We start from the raw sequence: 19,019 nt of genomic DNA on the forward strand, positions 1-19,019 counted from the left end.
GTTTCCCTCTCCAATTCCTTTCTCATTACCACCATTCACCTTTCGTATTGATTTGAGACGATCATATCACGGAACCTTGCAGCCTGCACTTAGCAAATTTGTCGGCTGCAATCGGTTTCTAATCAACCATGATTATACGTGATTACTGATTTTGTGCTTGGCCCCCCAGCAAGGATGCCCCATACCCTTGTTTGAGAATTCGACCATGAGAGCCCAAAACCCCAGTAATATCAAGAGGGTGGCAATTTTTTAGGTGTTAGTTGGTGTAGCAGGGGGAACTGAAATGGTAAATCTGTAGCAAATGATTTACCAAATTATTTAGTATTTTGTATTGCATCTTCCAGCTCTAAGGGTTACGTTCGAATCAGAACGATAAGGGTTCCCTACTGTTTCCCTTACCGTGTTCTCCTTCTATATAGCCTCCCTTCCTTACACCAGAGGGGAGGCACGATAACCATAAAGGACTGATGAAATGTATACACCTGATTTAAGATATTATAAGGAATTCGGCTTTCGCAGCGATTATGTCCATGATCCCAATGATATAATGAGCATCTATTATGCCAGGAGAGATTTAATGCTCTTCCCTGAGCAACTTCCTCTTCATAAGCAAATCAAATTGAAAAGGATTCATGATGGGCTTAGCCAGGAGCAGCTCGGAAAGATTGTCCGATTACCAGCTTCTACGATCAGCCTAATTGAACGAGGGGAACGGCTGATTATGAAGAACCGCTGGAAAGAATTCGAGGCTTACTTGTATGAGATGTGGTTCTCCGAGGGCCAATTGGTGGATAGACTCAGTACCGAAAAAGAATATTCTGAAATGGACATTGAAGAACAAAGAGCATATTGGAAAGCAGAACTTAAAGATGATCCTGATTTATGGGATACGGTATTGTAATCTGTCTGCGGCGGGAATTACTACACTAGCTGATACAGGGGGCAACATGCATGAATAGCACTATTGAATTGATCGAGCAAGACGAGCAATACTGGCCAGAGTTCGTTTTAGGCTTTGAGGCCGATGACGATTATGAAGGAGACGATGATAACAATGCATAATTATGATGATCTAATAGAGGCTTTGATTCGTGAGAGCGAACTGAGCACTTGTTCGGATAGTCAGAAGGCCGCAAATGCCCATATGATTAATCTGTACGAGAACCTTAAGAATAAGCGAACCACCAGTGATTCCCCTACCTATACGAATGAGCTTTCTATGGACCTTATGGCTAGGAGACTTTCTGATCCTAATTACAGATTTAGCGTTCGATCGCTTATGAACGAGAGGTAATAGAAAAGAGCCAACCAATGCGGCTGGCTCCATCCCCATTGCATCATTTATCGTCGAATAGATGAATAACGTCAGCAATCTTGCTGTCCATCGCATCCTTAACAGCTCGGAAAACCTCTATTTCTGAAAGACCTTCTGCAACCAGTATTGCCTTAAGCTTCGCGGCAATTTCTTCTTGCTCCTGCTTTGGTAATTGTGCGATGTATACTGCTTTGGTCATGCGACTCAATCCTCTCTGTATGCTGTGTTTACTATAGTACCATACATTTATGCGGGACTTAAGAAGAGCCAATCACTAATGGACTGGCTCCACACTATTATTCTATTAATTCCTACGGTATGCTTCTTCGGCCTCCTCCTCTGTAACGAGATCAAGATAGCTGTACATAATGGCTTCGAGGCGCTTAAGCTCCTCATGGTTCATTCCCATTTTCTTAGCTGTGAGAAGTGCGTATCCGATTGCAGCTGCATTAGTCATAGTAACATTCCTCCACGAAATTGGTTTGGATTTAGGTATGTGATAAGTTCGATTGATAAAATATGCACGAACATGCGAGCGAAGCGAGCCCAACGACGCAGCCGAAGGCCTAGTGCTAATAAGAAGGAGCCAGTCATTTTGGCCGACTCCTCTAGTTGATACTTACATCAAACCTCGCTCTTTGAGTGAGCAGTAACTATCGGTTGAAACGATAACGTGATCAAGAAGCTCTATACCTAAAAGTTCCCCAGCTTCTGCTAAGCGTTTCGTTAACTGAATATCTTCGTGGGAAGCGGTGCAGTCTCCAGAGGGGTGTGAATGGACGGCAATATAACTTGCCGCAGCTCTCTGGATCAATGATCGATATACTTCACGAGGATGAACTATTGCACTATTCAGCGTTCCGACACTGATTCTCTCCTTGCAAATGACATGATTCTTGGTGTTCAGCGGCAGAATCCAAAATTCCTCGTGCATAAGGTGACCAATCGTAAAGCGCATCAACTGGAAGATGTCTTCAGGCTTCCTTATTACGTAGGGAGCTTCACGCGGCGTATTCAACGCTCTTGCCAACTTAAGCGTAGAAACGATCTGACGAGCCTTCGCTGGGCCAACACCTTTGATGCAGGTAAGTTCCAACTCATTAGCATCAAGCAGTTCATATGGCGTTACAAAGCGAGTAAATAGCTCTTGAATGATGGTGCTATCTTCTTTCACGCAAAGGGCATCAGCTAAGGCTGTTTTAATAGAGTATATGTTCACTGTGGATTACCTCCAAGAAATTGAAATAGGAGAGGCACGGCGGCCTCCCCTTGAATGGGTATAGGTATTGGGTTATTATTGAATCGAATAGGTTTTACTGTGAGACCGTATTGCGAGTACGGTCTTTTTCTTTGCCATGAACTCCTTCAATCTGCATTTCCGTACTTACGAGCATTGCCAGGCAACGAATATATTGCCTTCCCTCATGGGTTCTGAGCGATGCCTTTCCATCCAAACGTTTCCTGACGCTTTGTAGAGCCTCTTTACGCTCTCGCAACTGTTTAATCATTGAGTATCACCCTTTCCTTAACTGGCTTAATTTTGACGCTTAAGATGCTGTTCCAACTGCTTTGGATAGTACTTAGCGAAGTAGCCGCGAATATACTGATTAGATAGTTCCTCGTCGATTTTCCATACACGCTGAAAGTACACTCCCAAGACGCGAGCTGCCATAACCAACTGATTTTGCATTACCAACTGACGGAGAAGAGTGGTCATCTCGTCAGCTATTTGCCGTTTCTCCACGCTTAATCGCCTCCATATGATTATTGATTGTTTCTTGCCACTCCAGCATTCCATGTACAATTTCTATTAGGCAAACGCCAAAAGGATAGTCTTTTGCAATAATGTCACTGTGGTCTGCTTCCAATCGCTCAAATTCTCTGCTTAACAGAATCAGAGCCGTGGATGCCTCGTGCAGCTTATTCTGAAAATCTTTCATGTCTATCCCTCCTTGTAGCCTTATCTCACTCGGCCTGTATTGGGTTCACTGTCAAACGAAAAAAGGGCTCCCACTAATACCTTTTTCCAGGTATTAAACAGAAGCCCTTAGTGAAGCAGTTTCTTTAATTGTTTTCTAAGCTTTTGTGCCGCAATCCGACCAAACGGATCACTATATTGGTTAAAACACCAACAATCATATTCTCGCCATATTACCTCCCGTATCTCAGCAAGCTCGTTCAAACCCAGTCTGTGAATGTGATGGAATAGCCAGTTAACCTGGTATCCTTGAGCGGATAGTGGACCACTATCATACTGGATTTGTTCCTGCCCTTCACTGATGATCACGAGAATGCCATAAGCATCAATCAATACGTCCTGTTCAATAATGGTTCCTTTGTAGTCATTGAATGTAGCTAAGTAGAGCACCTTTGTTTTATAAAGCTGATACTGGACATGCTCAATGTATTTGGTAACCAAAAGTTGCTTGATCATGCTTCTTCACTCCGATTCATTATTAATGTCGATGCCCCGCCGCGCTAACTCCGCTTTAAGCATTTCAACGAATCCCTGATCCAGTCCGAGCTGCAATGCTGTCCAATACGTTTCACACAATAGCTCTGAGCTCACTTCCTGCATAGAATCTCTTTTATCATTCATGTATTTCACCTCCTCTCATTGGAGCTTCATCTCAAAGGCTCCCTTATTGTTCTCTGTCACGCTGATGAACGCAAAAAAGACCCATTCACTCCAATAAGGAGTGAACAGGTCCTCTTTTAATGAATCCTTTTTACTCGTCTTTCCAATCAAGCATGTAGCTGAGCATTTCGTAAGCTCTCTTTTGATCGGCAACGCTTCTACCTTGGAACTTTGACACAAGCAGGGATAAGTAGTATTCATCCCGTCCCTTCTCCAGAGGCTGAATGAATCGGAAGAGCTCTTCGAACGGTACTTCAAGCGCGGCGGCTACCTTCTCAATGCTTTTCATCGTGACATTATTCTCACCACGCTCAATTCGCCCTATGTATGTGTAATGCAATTCTGCTAGTTCACCAAGCTTCATCTGGCTCCATTTTCGCTGCTCACGCAATGATCTTATTCGTTCTCCTACTATCTTCATAGTGCGACTATTCATAACTCTCACCTCTAAGCAAAACGATAGCTTAGAGTTAATGGAGCATCGACAGCACATTGATATTAACGACCCGATATTATAGCATATAAGTAACAAATGTGATATATATACTATATGAATACTGAATGTAGTCTGGAAGCACTACCATCCCTGTGGAGGAGGGGGGGGGGCGAGTTAGGAATTTCGACAGCAAACTACTATACATACCATTCCACAGAATTTTATAACAGTTTCAATTCTGCTATATGAAATATTTTCGCGTTTATCTGGCATTGATTTGTGAACGTATAATCGAGAGGGAGAGAACAGAATTAATGAGACACAGGGTAACAGTCGCGGCACTACTCATATTAATTTTATTGGTTGGATGCACTTCAAATGATCAAGAGGCACTGTCAGAAATTCCACAAACCGCTTCACCTACTAATATAGTGGAATCAAATGTTAGTAAAGCCGTCATAGAATCAGTTGATGAAATTCCACCAACAAGTACGGAGTCTTCAAGTATTGTACCTGAGTTCATTCAAGGTAATGGGTATGCTTCAGGAGGATATGATAAGCAGGCGATTCAGCCAACCATATCTAATTGGGCAGGTGTATCCCGTTTTAAGCTTGCGGATATCGAGGCACCTATTTGGAACTTAAAAGGTAAACCTGACGAGTTTATGAATATAGTGATCGGTCGTGACGGAGTTATCTATAATGCAGGTAAAAATATTACCGCGATTAACAGAGACGGTTCAATAAAATGGGTTTATGAGTATGTATCATCATCTGGTTTGGTAGGTCAATTTTTCACTCCATCAATAAGCACAGACGGTACAATTTATGTTAGTAACGGTGATAGATCACTCTACGCAATCAATGCGGATGGAACATTAATGTGGAAGACCCCAACATTATCTAAAACCGCTAGGGAATCATCACCATCTATTGGCGATAACGGAACTTTATACTTAACCTCATCAGAAGGACTTTTCGCAATAAACCCAAAGGATGGCAGCGTCATCTGGACGTTTGCAGGATCGGTCGACTCCCCTGCAATAGCAAAAGACGGAACGATATATATTAGCGGAAAAAGGAAAACGGATAAGGTTGGAGGATTCTTTGCTATCACTTCAGAAGGCACGGAGAAATGGTATATTCCTATTAAAGGAATAAATTCCTCACCGACTATAGGTCCAGATGGAACGGTGTATGTTATTACAAATGATCCAGTTGGACCATCATATTTGGTTTCGATTAAACCAAACGGACAACACAAGTATATATTTCGAATTCCAGAACCACAAAATGATACGACGAATATTTCAATATCAGATGAAAATGTATTATATTTCGCAACTAGGTTTGGAACTGTATACGCCATAAGAGATAACGGGACAAAGCTATGGGAGTACGCACATAAACCTGGTCGTGATGTTACATTTACTGACCCATTAATTGATTCAGAAGGAACACTTCTTATTGGCATCAATGATTCTTATAACTTCTCTATGATGAAAGCATTTGATAAGAGCGGTAAGGACAAAACGATTGTTTCATTTACTGAACCCCCGTACTATAAATTACTTCAAACAGGAATAATTGGTTCAGATGGTTCCTTGTACTTTACCATTGTGAATGGTCATGAGTCGATTCTTCATGCTGTTGGTAGTAAACAAAAGACGGCAACCGCTAAGACAGATGAAAAAGCTGCTCCTAATAATGATATAAGTCAGTTCGCAGGCAAGTGGAGTACACCTGGTTCGGATGAATTGGCCTTTGATATCTCCTTTACCGACGATAATAGCGGTGTTATTACCTATTACAGTATGGGAGAAGAGTATCCTAATAACTTTGGCTATATTCAATCTGGTGCTAGTAGCGTTATATTGCGAGTCGGAAATGATGATCAGGATCGAGCAACTGTGAAGCTAGTTCTCGAAGGAGACGGCCTTACTTATGAAGAGGGAAACAATAAATATACTCTTGAAAGATCAGCCAGTAGCCAAGTTGCAGATGATTTGGCTGAAACAAGCTTGATTGATGGATTTAAGGGTAAATGGTGCGATGAAAATAGTACTTTCTGCATCCAATTATTATTCGGTGTCGAGTCTAACGGGATAATTGATTATTTCAAAGATGGTCAGATTTCCACTAGTGTCGATTTTGAGATAAATTATCTGGAGGAAAGCTACCTGGAATTAGATGCGGGTGGTGTGAATGTTCAGCTTACCATTGGCGATGACGGTGGAAGCATGGAGTTCTTTGATGCATTAATGAATGTAACGATGACAAGAACGGATTAGCGCCCATGAGGCGCTTTTCTTTTTCTAGAATGCAGGGAATTCTTGTATTAATGTCGAATGTTAGGACCAAGGCTGATTGACATTAAGAACTGCACAGCATTATCTGATGTTGTATAGTGATTTAGGCCCAAGACTTTTATGGGGGAGCAACAAGTATATGCTCAGGTGCAAGGATTGTGGAGGAATATTGTTTGTTATCGGTGTTGAAGAGCCTCCTGCCCATTTAACTAAGCAGGATAAGCTCATATACAATCGTTTGTGTGATGTTCAATGTGCTGATTGCGAGAAGGTGTATTATTCACAACCATTTGATTTTGGTAACCCAATTAACCCTGTGAGAGATATTGATTATAAGTAAATATAGAAAAACTAGTGGGAGGAAAACACGATGCCGCAATGGCCGCATATTTATTCTCAAGTCATTAAAACCCCATATGAAGAAGGCAGGATGAACTTTCGTGTTTTAACGGGATATGGATCGTCTGCTTTTGTTCATCATCTTTTATATACATATGAAAGAATGTCCATCGACTTGATCTTGGGTATGGTAAAACAACAACCAATCACTATTTGGGACCATAATGAATATGTCAATCTAGTCCAGAATACTGGCAGATTACGAGTTCGCTATTATAATGCATCGCCGCCAATACATACAAAAGCTGTATTGTGGGAAGGGGAGAATGGTGATTTAGATATAGCCTATGCGGGTTCTTCCAATTTAACATGGCATGGATTCAGAGATTATCAGGAACTTATGGTATCGGCAGATCCAGGAGAAATATTGCAATCTTTCCCTGAGGATCATTTGCTGAAAGATTGTACTGACGAAGATGTATTTGAACACTTCCAAATGCAGTATCAGAGGGAGCCTGAAGTTTCAGACATTGATACATCGGCGATAGGTGCAGCGGTTAGCGGATGTCCAAGTGTTGTGCTTAGATTAACGCAAAAAAGAGATGACCAGGTGCATGGTAGAAGTGCTTTGAATTGGGGGCAACGGGATGGTAGGGAGCCTAATCAAGCTTACATTCCAATCTCAAGTGATATACATAGGGACAATCCTGATTTTTTTCCTGATTTGGCTGTTGAGTTTACTATAATAACTGATGATGGTGAAAGTTTTGTATGTGCAGTTGCCCAGCAAGGAAGAAAAGCAATCCACACAAATCATGACAATAGCATACTCGGTAAGTACTTTAGAAGACGAATTGGGGTCCCGCTTGGTGAGAAAGTGGAGAAAGAGCACCTTGATCAATATGGAAGAGATTCGATAACCATATATAAAATGAACGATGACACATACTATATGGACTTTAGTCAAAGAAGGAGATAGAAATGATCTTAGATGGTTCAAAGGTTGCAAGATTATCGAGGATTTTACGACATGACGGATTGATCCAAACAGAAGTTGTTAAAATTAAGAGTAACGCTTTTAGGCTGATTGAGAAGGTTGGAACTCTTAGTGACCCAACTCGTCACGGATTACTATTTGGACAGATTCAAAGCGGAAAAACAAACAATATGCTAATGTCCACTGCTTTAGCATCGGACAATGGCTTCCGACTGTTTATAATACTTACATCTGATAACGTGTGGTTATATGATCAAACACTCGACAGAATCAATCAGTCTTTGCCTGGGATGCAGACCTTAGGTAAGGACCAGTGGATGATGGCACATCCAGAAAGAATACAAACAGCACTTCAAACAGGCGGTTTAGTGCTGATGGCCACTAAGAATACTTATATACTCCAATCACTCATTGACTTTATAGAAACGCACTGTTCAAATGAAATTCGCCCCATTATCTTTGACGATGAAGCGGATCAAGCTAGTCTTAACACTTTACTAAATAATGACACAGATGACTTAAGCGGTGTTAATGAGGCTATTGTAAATATAAGGGGCTATTTCGAAAAGCATGTATATGTTCAAGTAACTGCGACTCCACAATCCCTATTTCTGCAACATTCGGAGAGTGACTTTGCTCCTCAATTTACAGTAACATTCGAGCCTGGGGACGGATACGTAGGCGGCGAAGCTTTTTTTGAAGCTGAGCAGCAACTATCACCAATGAGACTATTTCCAGATAATGAGGTCGACAACATTCTCTCATCTGATACATTAGATGCAGAGGAGACTTGGGAAGCGGTTCCAACAGGACTTAGAAAGGCTTTATGCTCATTCTTCGTTGCAGCTGCATCTAAATTGATAAATGGAGAAGGCACCGCGTTCTCATTTGTTTGTCATGTTAGTCAACGCCAAGATCCTCACAGGAGGATAGAACGTATCGTAAACAGCTTTGTAACTAGGCTTACTCGTGCTATGTCGAACCCAACATCTCAAGATAGTGCTCTTGTAATAGAATATTTACGAGAAGCTTTCGACGATATGAGGCTTACCAATCCAAATCCGCAGCCTTACCAGGAAGTCATTCAAGAGATTGCAGAGTGCATAAATAGTACAAGCATTCAGCTACTTATTTCAGGTTCAAGATCAGCAACATATAGTTCACCGTTTAATATATTGATTGGTGGTAATCGACTGGGCCGTGGTGTAACTATTAAAAGGCTTCTGGTAACTTATTATGGCAGAACAAGTAAATCACCACAGGTTGATACTATCTTGCAACACTCTAGAATGTATGGGTACCGAAAGAATGATATGGATGTTATGCGGTTTTACATTTCAAGTTCGTTATTGGATATTTTCAAAGGTGTACATGATTCGCATAAGCAACTTTGGACAATGACACGCCAAATTGATCCGACTGAAATGCAAGCCATTGTATTGTCTAGAACAACACATTCGTTATTACGAGCGACTCGCACGAGTGTGGTATATGTTGATGCCCTAGCCTTCTACATGCCTGGGAAGAGATATTTCCCGTATTCCCCGATGGTGAAAAATGTAGAGACGTTGGATCGAATGTTGTTACCCTTTATGGGCGCGGGACAAGTCATGCAAGTTCCAATTGATATGCTTTTAGATGTCCTAAACCTAACTGCATCTGATGAGACTGGGGGAGGTTCATGGGACGATGAAGCAATAAGGACTTGCATGAGGAATATGAAGGAAATGTTCCATAACCGTGGATTTATTGAGGTAAGGAGTACTAACATTAGCAAAGGTTATCGAGCATTGCTCTCTGGCGGCTCGGACCGTTTTGACCCATCTGGCCCAACCTTAACCATGTACAGATTTAATGGTAGAGTTGAGGAGGACTGGGATGGACAGCCGTTCTGGGTTCCTAACTTAAGATTCCCTGATGGCAAGAAATTCTTTATGTTCACTGTACTCTAGATGTCTTGGCTAGAGGCTGGGACAACTAACTGAGGTGTAGCTAATGAACTTAAATCCCGAAAACCCGTTGATTGCTAAAATTGAAAAACACATCGATCAAGCAATACGGAGGTACAAGAAAAACTTCAAGTCATTTGCAACTAAGGAAGAACACGGTTCAGGTGCGGTTGCTGATTGGTTTGGGTTATTCAATGATCTCTATATAATTGGTCCGATTGAAGGAGAAGATACTAGGATTGATTTTGAATTTAATCATAGACTATTAAGCCCGCGAACAGAAGAATCTACAATAGGTGCGGATCTAATAGTTACTCTAAAGATGGAATTGGAAGGCCTTAAAGTGGAGAAGGGAATACTATTACAGCACAAACTTGATTCAAGTATGAGCTCGGACAATAAAAGCGATGTTAGAGTTGATACAACTCTCTTAAAGAAGCAAGTAAAAGACATGCTTACCTTCTCTCCAAGTTCTTATGTAATGGTATCCTCTATTCACGGATTTGATATTATTCCAGCAATTGAAGTGAGCGGTGCTGAGAAAATAAAGACGGACATCTTAGCCAGCTATTCCAATATGACATTTGGTCACTTCATTTCTAGAGTATTTGTACCATGTTTTACAGGTGACAGCAAAATTACTGGTGCTGTTGCGGAGGCAAATAATCTTTCTGAGTTGCTAATCAGCATTAGTACTAGAAAGAGTACGCAGGATACTGGTAAAAGCGATCTGCCCAAACCTAAGAATCCTCGCACCCCTAGGAAGAAACCGAAAAAGTAACCACACAGGCTGGGGCTTCCCAGTCTTCTTCTTTTATATGGGGCTGCTTTATTTGTATGGTTAATGTATAATAGAACTACAGTTCGTGTGATTATGACAAACACAAACAATATGATATATGGAGTTGTTTGATAATGATATTTAATAAAGGAGAATTGTTTAGCGGCCCAGGCGGCCTGTCCCTAGGAGCACAACATGCTGAAGTAGTCAGTTCAACAGGTGAAGTGTTTAGAGTACAGCACACGTGGGCGAATGATTATGACCCAGCAGCATGCGAGACGTTCAGACACAACATCTGTCCTGATAACCCTGAATCTGTTATCGAAGGTGACGTAAGGACATTAGATATCGAAGCCCTTCCAAGGATCAACGCATTTTCATTTGGGTTTCCTTGTAATGATTACAGTAATGTTGGCGAGAAGAAAGGGTTTAATGGTGATTTTGGACCATTGTACTCTTATGGAGTTAAGGTGTTGAATATTCATAGACCACTCTGGTTTATGGCTGAGAATGTTGGAGGGCTTGAAAGCGCTAATGATGGTGAAGCGTTTGTTAGGATACTATCTGACTTGGAGCAGGCTGGTTACAACTTAACGCCTCATCTGTATAAGTTTCATGAATATGGCGTACCACAAGCAAGGCAAAGAATAATCATTGTTGGAATTAGAAAAGATGTAGGATTGCGATTTAGAGTGCCTGAACCGACTCATGGCCCTAATAATTATAGAACTGCAAGACAAGCTCTTGAAGTACCACCAATCCCTGCAAACGCAGCGAATCAAGAGTACACAAATCATCAAGGTAAAGTGATTGAGATGCTTTCACATATTCCACCAGGTGAAAATGCATGGTATGAAGGATTGCCAGAACATCTGAGATTGAACGTCAAGAAGACTAAGATCAGTCAGATATATAAACGCCTCCACCCTGATAAGCCAGCTTATACAGTAACAGGCAGCGGGGGTGGTGGAACACATATGTATCATTATGCAATACCTAGAGCACTTACAAATCGTGAACGGGCTAGATTACAGTCGTTCCCTGATGACTATGAGTTCTTAGGTGGAAAAGAAGCTGTAAGAAAACAGATCGGAATGGCTGTGCCTCCAATGGGGGCAAAGGTGATTGTTGAAGCTATTCTTAAGACGTTTGCGGGAGTACCATACAATTCAATCGAAGCTCAATGGACATTCGATAATTCAGAAGAAGTAAACTTAGTTAAGAACAAGGTAAGAGAAGAATCAGAAGAATATGTTGTTAGATAATCAATTAGGCGGGGACAAACCCTGCCTTTTTGCTTTATCTACAAAGGAGCAGAGAACGCTGATTGTCTTATCAAATGAATCCCTCTTTAGCTGATGTTCCCAAATTCTCATTATAGACCATCCCCGATTTTGATAGTAATTGGTTACTTCATTATCTCTTTCTTTGTTGCGCTTAAGCTTCTTAAGCCAGTATTCCTGATTACTTTTCGGCATATTGCCGTGAATTTCGCAACCATGCCAATAGCAAGAATCAATAAAAATGACTAGCTTATACTTCTTAATTGCTATGTCAGGCTTACCAAAGAGACCGCTGACATTCCTGCGAAAGCGGTATCCTCTACTCCATAGTTCACTACAGACCTTATCCTCAATCTTAGTTCGACTAGAGCGAATAGCACTCATATTCTTAGTTCTGTCTTCAGGGGAAAGGTTATCAGTCATGTTATGAGATCCTCCTATTGCAGTTTGTTTACTTTTACCATTTTATTCTTCTCCCATAGGAGGAAAAACCTACTATTACGTCGAAAAATCAGATAAAGTGTTGTGAATATAATAAAGAGGTGATAATATGCCGTCAGCAGGAGATAGGTACAGAGTAACAATAAAAGAAGCACACTTAAACTGGGGGACTCATCGCTATACAAACACTCGACCCAGGAGAGGAAATGAGTCCTACATTCAAATTCCCGCAGCTCATGCTTATAGTATCGGAATAAGAGCAGGAAGTACATACAACTGCGTTTCCGTAGAGGGAACACTCAATACAACACTTCTTGCTTCAGGTCAACAAAGTGACCCTTTATATGCTAAACAGTTTGAGAGCATGGGTGATCTGACGATACTGGGAAATTGGCTTCACAATGTATGTCGAGCAAGCGTGGGAGATAAAATTGACGTGTATTGGATCACACCTACGGACATGGAACTTACGTTTATACGTCAATAAGGCTGGTCACGACTAGGGTCACGCTTATGAAAACATGGAAAACCGAAATCCAGAACTACATCAAGCTTTCGGAATCAGCCATACCTGGACACAGTGCATACCACGTTGGAAGCGATGAGCCATAATGATTAGGTTACAAAGGTGTGAAAGCTAATGCCTATTGAACAATGGAAATGGGAGTATATTGAACGTAATATGGTTGAGTTTAATCGTGGGTTACATATCCTAAGCAAGGCAAGCGAACGATTCTCAAGGTACTTCCACTGGTACTACCATCCGAGGCTAGATATTTTCGCGCCAAGCAAATTTATTGGATACTCAGAAACGACTCATGAGAACTACGACGGCTGGGGAAGTGGAGGTCAAACCCAACAAATATTAAGAACATACTTCGACCATGTCCCACCTGAAGATTACGAGCATTATTTGAATAAGCTTATTATGGTTGCAGACTCATATGGATATACGGTATCTAAGAAGACCTTGGAGGGGCATTACGGATGGATATATGTGCCTAAGAGGGATGTTCTAGAGCAATATATAATGAGTGACAGTGCTTATGAAATTTTGGATGATGAGGATGAATTGCATAAAGAAGGCCTAAGGAAATCATCTGTGGTCAATAAGTATGAACGTAATCCTAAGATAAAGAAAGCCGCGATTCTATACCATGGCGTGACTTGCATGGGATGCAAATTTAACTTTGAAGAGTTCTATGGTGATCATGGTAAGGGATTTATTGAAATACATCACATCAATCCACTATCAAGTGTACAAAAGGAGCACTATGTTGATCCAAAAGAAGATATTGCAGTTCTATGCGCTAACTGCCATCGGATGATACATCGCAGAAGAAGTGATATGCTTTCGTTAGATGAGTTAATTGCAATGGTGCAAAGGAACAAGGCAACAAGATGTTGAGTGTAATTAGTACGCAAGTCAACTTGCTTTCCCGTTTCTGGACTGATAAAATGTATATAAGCACAGGATTTATGAGTACTTTGATGTATAAAATCCTGTTAGGCTCAAGCGGTACAGTTAGTGAAGAATCCAGTATCCACGCTGGTTTTGCGGATTGGCAATGACGCACAGGACTTAAAATCCTGCGGTGGGTGACCATCGTACGGGTTCGATTCCCGTCCTCGGCATACCAGAAAGCCTTGAGCTTTCACGAAGTACATAAGCTTCAAAACAATGAAAAAGCTCTTTCTCTACACTTGCCACAAACAAGCGTTGGGAAAGAGTTTTTTCTTTGTGTGCATTTCGAAGCTATTACGTTTTAATTTAAATGTTTCATATAAATTTTGTTTTCCGAATTTCTTTTTAATTAGCAGCTTCCCTTGCCGCATTATGCGCTAGCCTATGAAGGGGATTATTCTGTTTGTGCTTACTCATGTACTTTATTTCCACTCGAACTTCCGGAAACATCGTTTTTAAGTGATGCATAGAAGCAAGCACTTCAGATCTTGCCTTTTCATAATGCGGATTTAAAAAGGCGTTTCTAGATAAAAAATGCTCGATTCGGCTGCAATCCGTAAATATGAAAGCATGTTTCGGTTGATGTTCGGTTAATGCCCTTGTAAGTATTTCAAGGCTGTACAGGATAGCGAGCAACTCCCCGTAATCTGAGCCCTCATCTTGTACGAGATACAGTTTCCGGGCAGTGACCTGTATGGTTCTGTTATGGACAAAGCAGCATCCCACGCCAAAACCATTTTTTGATACGAAGCCTGAGTAATCGCAATATAGGCAGATCATGCCTTTGTTAAGTATATTTTGTCTTAGACTGGGAGTAGCATAGGCTTTATTGATTAAGATATGGTTGGTAGAAGCCACGTGTTTACGAATCTCCTTTAATGAAGTATTGAATTGGTTTGTAATAATGGTTGATATCTATACCGGCAGTAAACTATATTTTTAATATAGACGAAAAATAGATGGTTTAATCGGGAAGCGGGAGATCGTATCACAGCTTGGCGCTATGCTTGCTTGTGAGAGTACTTGCCAAAGCCCCATTTTTAATTAACTGGCATACTTCGGATTGCTTACCGCATACACCTTACATGATGAGTGAAACACTCATAGGCGGTCCGACCGTTTGTTGAAACCAATAAAAAAGCTTGTTTGGAGGGATTTCGAACATGAATGCAGGATTTTGGGTTCGATTTGGGGCTGGATTGCTGGATAGCATTATCGTTGGTATTCCATTATTTATTATTTCCTTGCTGATTACCGGCGGGCTTGAGGGTAGAGAGTATTTTACCGATGTGATTTCATTTCTTTACACCGTACTCGTTCCTGTTTTTTGGAGTGGTTACACGATTGGAAAAAGAATTTGCGGCATTCAAATTCGAAAGCTGGACGGTTCGCCTCCGGGGCTCGGAACGATGCTTTTGCGGCATGTTGTTGGCGGGCTCGTATACGGAATAACTTTGGGCATCGCGGCTATTGTCAGCGCCTTTATGGTCGGTATGCGGGAGGATAAGCGTGCGATTCATGATTTTATTGCGGGGACGGAAGTTGTGCATACCCATTAAAAATAGCGAGAGTGGCTGGCTGCGAATAATCGCAGTTGGCTTTTTTTATTGCAAAGCTTTTGCTTTCTCTATTTTGAATGAAGTAAACTAGAAGCTGTAACGTTATACTTGAGCAAATAGGGGAAGTAGGCGGATTAATGAATCAGCAAAACAATGAGGAGTCTTCACTTAAGCAGAGCTCGCGCCGTTTATATGCGGAGGTGTTCTCGTTAAAGGATACTTTATATCATGATCTACTCGAGCGGTTCAAGGGCGATCATTTTTTGACCGAACATAAAGAGCAGTGGAAAACGGGCATTATGGCTGCCGCGATCTCGACTGCGCTTTTTAGCTCAGCATTGACGGGAAGCAAGGAGTTTCCTTACGTGTATTCCTATCTGAAAATAAAGCTCAAAGCGTATCATCCAGAAGGGGAAGCGGCAATCGAGAGCTGCATGGGCGTTATTTCGAACCTGTTAAATGGGGCTGAATACAACGCGGAAGCTTTTTCGGAAGGACTCGCGTTATGGCTTTATTTTAGCATGAGGGGCAAGGAAACATTTATTGAAGAAGAAACGGTGCCCTATATGCTGGCTGGCCAATATATTAATCAATATTATTATAATTGGTTTGATAAGCAAGGATAAATATAGTTTTCATTCATCTCAGAGGGAGGCGCAGATGTGACGATTTTGCCAAATAACGATTGGTCACAGCGGTTAGAGGATGAGCTTAATGCTCCGTATATGGCGGAGCTGCTTGATCTTCTTGATCATAAATATGAGACGATGACGGTATACCCGGAGAAACAAAATATATTTAATGCACTAAATTATACATCATATGAGCAGACGAAGGTGGTCGTTTTGGGACAGGATCCTTATCATGGCCCTCAGCAGGCGCAGGGGCTTAGCTTCTCCGTGCAGCCCGGCATGAAGGTGCCTCCATCACTCAAAAACATTTACAAAGAGCTGGAGGCGGATGTAGGCGCTCCAATTCCTGACCATGGCAGCTTAGTCTCTTGGGCACAGCAAGGGGTGCTGCTCCTCAATACGGTGCTTACGGTGGAGGAGGGCAAGCCGAATTCGCATCAGGGGCTTGGGTGGGAGCGGTTCACCGATTCGATCATTGCCGTGATGAACGAAAGGGACAAGCCGGTCGTCTTTATGCTGTGGGGCAAGCACGCGGAGACGAAGGCGGAACGTATTGATCGAGAGAAGCATCATATCATCTCCTCGCCTCATCCTAGCCCGTTTGCAGCCCGCAAAGGATTCTTTGGAAGCAAACCTTTCTCGCGGGCAAATGCGTTTTTAGAGACGATTGGGAGCGATCCTATCGACTGGACGATACCGATGTTATCAGAGTTAAAAATAAAATGAAAAAAAAGGCTTCTCCCATGACCGAGCGATTGCTCATAGCATAGGAGAAGCCTTTTTCCGTCATATTACTCGGCGATGATGCCTGTCGATGACTCGCTTGAAGAAGCGGACTGCGGAAGAACCGGTTTAAGCTTGGCATCCACATAAGTAGATACTTGAACATCGGTTACGACCTGCGGATACATTTTATCCGGATCAGGCAGAATCGTTTCCACATAAATAATCGCTTTGTCTCCTTCGAAGCCAATGGAAGCGATCCGGATGCTGTAGCCCGGATGTGGTACCTGCGTGCTGACCGTTACTTTGTTGATCTCGGAGTTTACAGCAGCTACGGTAAGCTTCAGGTTCAGTGTTGGTTGCTCAGGCAAATTAGGAATAGGAGCCGTCTCCTTTACGAATTTGATGCCATCATGGAGCCAGCCTGCGGCATCGCTGCGAGTGATCGCTTTTTTGGGATAAAACTTGTTCGAGCCGTCCAGCGTGACGATTTTGCTAATTAGCAGCTTTTGAATGCTGTTCATATAATCCTTGTTGACGTCAGCTTCATCCTTTAGCATCATGTAAATTTCGATATAAGCATAATCGCCTTTTTTCGAAATTGCCTTGAACAAGTGATGGGCGAACTGCTCGCGAGTCATGATATCATTAGCTTTGACCGTTTTTGGAATTTCAAGCCCATTAAGGTTAGCAATGATAAAAGCTTTCGAATACCATGCATTGTCTTTCAGGTTAGTGAAGTAGTCGCTTGCTTTAGGTTCTTTAATGAAGCGGATATTATCAATGTTAAGCTCGAATCCTTTTACAAGTAAAGAAACACCTTCTGCATAAGTGAGCTTGCCTTTCGGATTAAACTTATCCGCTTTATTGCTGCTTAGTATGCCTTGTTTTTTAAGCTCGTTAATTTTCTGCTCATTTACATCATTTTTAACGTCCTTAAATGCCCAGACGGTTTGTCCGAGCGTGAAGAGCATCATTGCAACCAGTGTCAATATTATAATCGGTCGTTTTCTCATGCGGTCACCTCTTCTATTATTTGCTGCAGCACTTATTTAACGAAGGGAAAAGGCAATTTGTTGCAAACCGCTACAGATTTATTGCAGAATGTGTTATCGCTGTCCCTAAATTGAAGAACGTTCTTACCTATAGAATGGCCAAATGGATAAAAAAACCTTCATGGCTTGTTAGATTAGTTATAAGGCACGCTTGAAGGGGAATTTTCTATATTTACAGAAAAACGCTTGAAAAAGGAGATGTTTTCCTTTAAAGTTCTTTATTGAGAACGTCGAACCGTTCAAAAAAGACTCAGCTGGAAGGTTGTGCATTGTAAATGAGATTTAAAGAGTTAAAGCTGTTTTGGTTTTCCGACTTGTACCGTTATGAAGAATCCGAAAAGGTAAGTATGAAAAAAGTATTTTACCGTCAATTTATGCTCCCTGGCTTTCACTATATGTTCTGGTTTCGCTTATGCAGGTATCTCCGATTAAAAAGCAAGGTCTGGTATCCTTTTTACGCATTCAGTATGGTTATGCTGCAAAGGTATAAATATAAGTACGGCATTTCGATCTCGCCTGCCACGGATATTGGCAAAGGTTTTTATATCGGCCACTATGGCGGCATAGTCATTAGCAGCAAAGCTAAGATTGGGGACAATTGCGTAATCATGCAAGGCGTGACTATTGGTGCTAGCAATAGAGGTAAGTCAAAGGGCGTGCCGACAATAGGCAACAATGTTTATATGGGAGCCGGAGCGAAAATCATTGGAGCCATTACGATCGGAGATCATGCGGCAATTGGCGCAAATGCGGTTGTGACTAGGGATGTGCCGAATAACGGCGTAGTTTCGGGCATACCAGCCGAGGTTGTATCGATGCAAGGTTCAGAAGGGTATATAAGCTTTCCTTTTCCGGTGAACAAATACAAGCAAATGCTAGGGTTTACGGATTAACCTCGATATTTTGACAACGATCGTATCATGGAAAAAGGAATAACCCGAAATCCCTTATTATATAAAGGATATCGGGTTTTTATGTTTATGATCGCAAGAGGTTCGAGCCTGCTGCTCCATAGCTACTCCTATTCGGAAACCGGGAGATCCCGTCGAAGCAAAGAGATATGTAAAAATAAAAATTCTTCCGGGGAAATTGCGGCA

23 protein-coding genes are annotated in these 19,019 nt (G+C 41.7%); 12 read left to right on the forward strand and 11 right to left on the reverse strand.

Annotated elements, in window-relative coordinates; genetic code table 11:
• Positions 1 to 472 precede the first annotated feature (472 nt).
• The gene (locus tag ADU23_RS21100; protein ID WP_053375541.1) at positions 473 to 901 is read left to right on the forward strand and encodes a helix-turn-helix domain-containing protein; all 429 of its coding nucleotides are present in this window, start codon (positions 473 to 475) and stop codon (positions 899 to 901) included.
• A 436-nt stretch (positions 902 to 1,337) separates the two neighbouring features.
• On the opposite strand, the gene ADU23_RS32890 is transcribed toward ADU23_RS21100, so the two are convergent.
• The 8 genes from ADU23_RS32890 to ADU23_RS21130 form a co-directional block, all read right to left on the reverse strand.
• A complete protein-coding gene (locus tag ADU23_RS32890; RefSeq protein WP_157265895.1) occupies positions 1,338 to 1,514 on the reverse strand; it encodes a hypothetical protein in 177 nt (58 codons plus the stop codon).
• Between the two features lie 105 nt (positions 1,515 to 1,619).
• Positions 1,620 to 1,772: a hypothetical protein gene (locus tag ADU23_RS33280; protein ID WP_197286095.1), complete on the reverse strand. Its 153-nt coding sequence runs from the start codon at positions 1,770 to 1,772 to the stop codon at positions 1,620 to 1,622.
• 162 nt (positions 1,773 to 1,934) lie between these two features.
• A complete protein-coding gene (locus ADU23_RS21110) occupies positions 1,935 to 2,534 on the reverse strand; it encodes a JAB domain-containing protein (RefSeq protein WP_053375543.1) in 600 nt (199 codons plus the stop codon).
• A 94-nt stretch (positions 2,535 to 2,628) separates the two neighbouring features.
• The gene (locus ADU23_RS21115) at positions 2,629 to 2,823 is read right to left on the reverse strand and encodes a hypothetical protein (RefSeq protein WP_053375544.1); all 195 of its coding nucleotides are present in this window, start codon (positions 2,821 to 2,823) and stop codon (positions 2,629 to 2,631) included.
• 213 nt (positions 2,824 to 3,036) lie between these two features.
• Positions 3,037 to 3,255 (reverse strand): hypothetical protein, encoded by a 219-nt coding sequence (locus ADU23_RS31820; RefSeq protein WP_063846075.1) that lies wholly within the window; start codon positions 3,253 to 3,255, stop codon positions 3,037 to 3,039.
• 107 nt (positions 3,256 to 3,362) lie between these two features.
• The gene (locus tag ADU23_RS21125) at positions 3,363 to 3,749 is read right to left on the reverse strand and encodes a hypothetical protein (protein ID WP_053375546.1); all 387 of its coding nucleotides are present in this window, start codon (positions 3,747 to 3,749) and stop codon (positions 3,363 to 3,365) included.
• 6 nt (positions 3,750 to 3,755) lie between these two features.
• Positions 3,756 to 3,914 (reverse strand): sporulation histidine kinase inhibitor Sda, encoded by a 159-nt coding sequence (gene sda / locus ADU23_RS32265; protein ID WP_082311167.1) that lies wholly within the window; start codon positions 3,912 to 3,914, stop codon positions 3,756 to 3,758.
• A 130-nt stretch (positions 3,915 to 4,044) separates the two neighbouring features.
• On the reverse strand, positions 4,045 to 4,389 hold the full coding sequence (locus ADU23_RS21130; protein ID WP_231637502.1) for a helix-turn-helix domain-containing protein: 345 nt from the start codon (positions 4,387 to 4,389) through the stop codon (positions 4,045 to 4,047).
• A 314-nt stretch (positions 4,390 to 4,703) separates the two neighbouring features.
• Between ADU23_RS21130 and ADU23_RS21135 the strand changes: the two genes are divergently transcribed.
• The 5 genes from ADU23_RS21135 to ADU23_RS21160 all read left to right on the forward strand — a co-directional run bounded on the left by ADU23_RS21135 (position 4,704) and on the right by ADU23_RS21160 (position 12,029).
• Positions 4,704 to 6,680, forward strand: coding sequence for an outer membrane protein assembly factor BamB family protein (locus ADU23_RS21135; RefSeq protein ID WP_053375547.1), 1,977 nt, complete (start codon positions 4,704 to 4,706; stop codon positions 6,678 to 6,680).
• Positions 6,681 to 7,068: 388 nt separating this feature from the next.
• Positions 7,069 to 8,016 carry a restriction endonuclease PLD domain-containing protein gene (locus ADU23_RS21145; RefSeq protein ID WP_053375549.1) on the forward strand — a complete coding sequence of 316 codons (948 nt, stop codon included), beginning with the start codon at positions 7,069 to 7,071 and terminating at the stop codon, positions 8,014 to 8,016.
• A 2-nt stretch (positions 8,017 to 8,018) separates the two neighbouring features.
• Positions 8,019 to 9,986 carry a Z1 domain-containing protein gene (locus tag ADU23_RS21150; RefSeq protein WP_053375550.1) on the forward strand — a complete coding sequence of 656 codons (1,968 nt, stop codon included), beginning with the start codon at positions 8,019 to 8,021 and terminating at the stop codon, positions 9,984 to 9,986.
• A 43-nt stretch (positions 9,987 to 10,029) separates the two neighbouring features.
• The gene (locus ADU23_RS21155) at positions 10,030 to 10,764 is read left to right on the forward strand and encodes a hypothetical protein (RefSeq protein WP_053375551.1); all 735 of its coding nucleotides are present in this window, start codon (positions 10,030 to 10,032) and stop codon (positions 10,762 to 10,764) included.
• A gap of 134 nt (positions 10,765 to 10,898) precedes the next feature.
• Complete coding sequence (locus ADU23_RS21160) at positions 10,899 to 12,029, forward strand: DNA cytosine methyltransferase (RefSeq protein WP_053375552.1); 1,131 nt, start codon at positions 10,899 to 10,901, stop codon at positions 12,027 to 12,029.
• Here ADU23_RS21160 and ADU23_RS21165 read toward each other — a convergent pair whose 3' ends face one another.
• Positions 12,030 to 12,470, reverse strand: coding sequence for a very short patch repair endonuclease (locus ADU23_RS21165; protein ID WP_053375553.1), 441 nt, complete (start codon positions 12,468 to 12,470; stop codon positions 12,030 to 12,032).
• A gap of 127 nt (positions 12,471 to 12,597) precedes the next feature.
• On the opposite strand from ADU23_RS21165, the gene ADU23_RS34315 reads away from it, so the two are divergent.
• Together ADU23_RS34315 and ADU23_RS21175 are read left to right on the forward strand one after the other, a co-directional pair.
• A complete protein-coding gene (locus ADU23_RS34315) occupies positions 12,598 to 12,975 on the forward strand; it encodes a hypothetical protein (protein ID WP_053375554.1) in 378 nt (125 codons plus the stop codon).
• A gap of 153 nt (positions 12,976 to 13,128) precedes the next feature.
• Entirely contained in the window at positions 13,129 to 13,896 is a 768-nt protein-coding gene (locus tag ADU23_RS21175; RefSeq protein WP_053375555.1) for an HNH endonuclease, read from the forward strand.
• A 402-nt stretch (positions 13,897 to 14,298) separates the two neighbouring features.
• Here the strand turns inward: ADU23_RS21175 and ADU23_RS21185 are convergent, their stop codons facing one another.
• Positions 14,299 to 14,811: a hypothetical protein gene (locus tag ADU23_RS21185; RefSeq protein ID WP_053375556.1), complete on the reverse strand. Its 513-nt coding sequence runs from the start codon at positions 14,809 to 14,811 to the stop codon at positions 14,299 to 14,301.
• A 305-nt stretch (positions 14,812 to 15,116) separates the two neighbouring features.
• On the opposite strand from ADU23_RS21185, the gene ADU23_RS21190 reads away from it, so the two are divergent.
• From ADU23_RS21190 to ADU23_RS21200, 3 genes are all read left to right on the forward strand, one after another.
• The gene (locus ADU23_RS21190; RefSeq protein ID WP_053375557.1) at positions 15,117 to 15,512 is read left to right on the forward strand and encodes an RDD family protein; all 396 of its coding nucleotides are present in this window, start codon (positions 15,117 to 15,119) and stop codon (positions 15,510 to 15,512) included.
• Between the two features lie 137 nt (positions 15,513 to 15,649).
• Positions 15,650 to 16,138, forward strand: a complete 489-nt coding sequence (locus ADU23_RS21195; RefSeq protein WP_053375558.1) for a hypothetical protein — start codon at positions 15,650 to 15,652, stop codon at positions 16,136 to 16,138.
• 36 nt (positions 16,139 to 16,174) lie between these two features.
• Positions 16,175 to 16,870, forward strand: a complete 696-nt coding sequence (locus ADU23_RS21200) for a uracil-DNA glycosylase (protein WP_053375559.1) — start codon at positions 16,175 to 16,177, stop codon at positions 16,868 to 16,870.
• A 65-nt stretch (positions 16,871 to 16,935) separates the two neighbouring features.
• Here ADU23_RS21200 and ADU23_RS21205 read toward each other — a convergent pair whose 3' ends face one another.
• Positions 16,936 to 17,883, reverse strand: a complete 948-nt coding sequence (locus tag ADU23_RS21205; protein WP_053375560.1) for a protease complex subunit PrcB family protein — start codon at positions 17,881 to 17,883, stop codon at positions 16,936 to 16,938.
• Between the two features lie 314 nt (positions 17,884 to 18,197).
• Here ADU23_RS21205 and ADU23_RS21210 point away from each other — a divergent pair, with 314 nt between their 5' ends.
• A complete protein-coding gene (locus ADU23_RS21210; RefSeq protein WP_053375561.1) occupies positions 18,198 to 18,815 on the forward strand; it encodes a serine O-acetyltransferase in 618 nt (205 codons plus the stop codon).
• The last annotated feature ends 204 nt before the right edge of the window (positions 18,816 to 19,019 follow it).

It is taken from the genome of Paenibacillus sp. FJAT-27812 (assembly GCF_001273905.1).
Taxonomy (GTDB): domain Bacteria; phylum Bacillota; class Bacilli; order Paenibacillales; family Paenibacillaceae; genus Pristimantibacillus.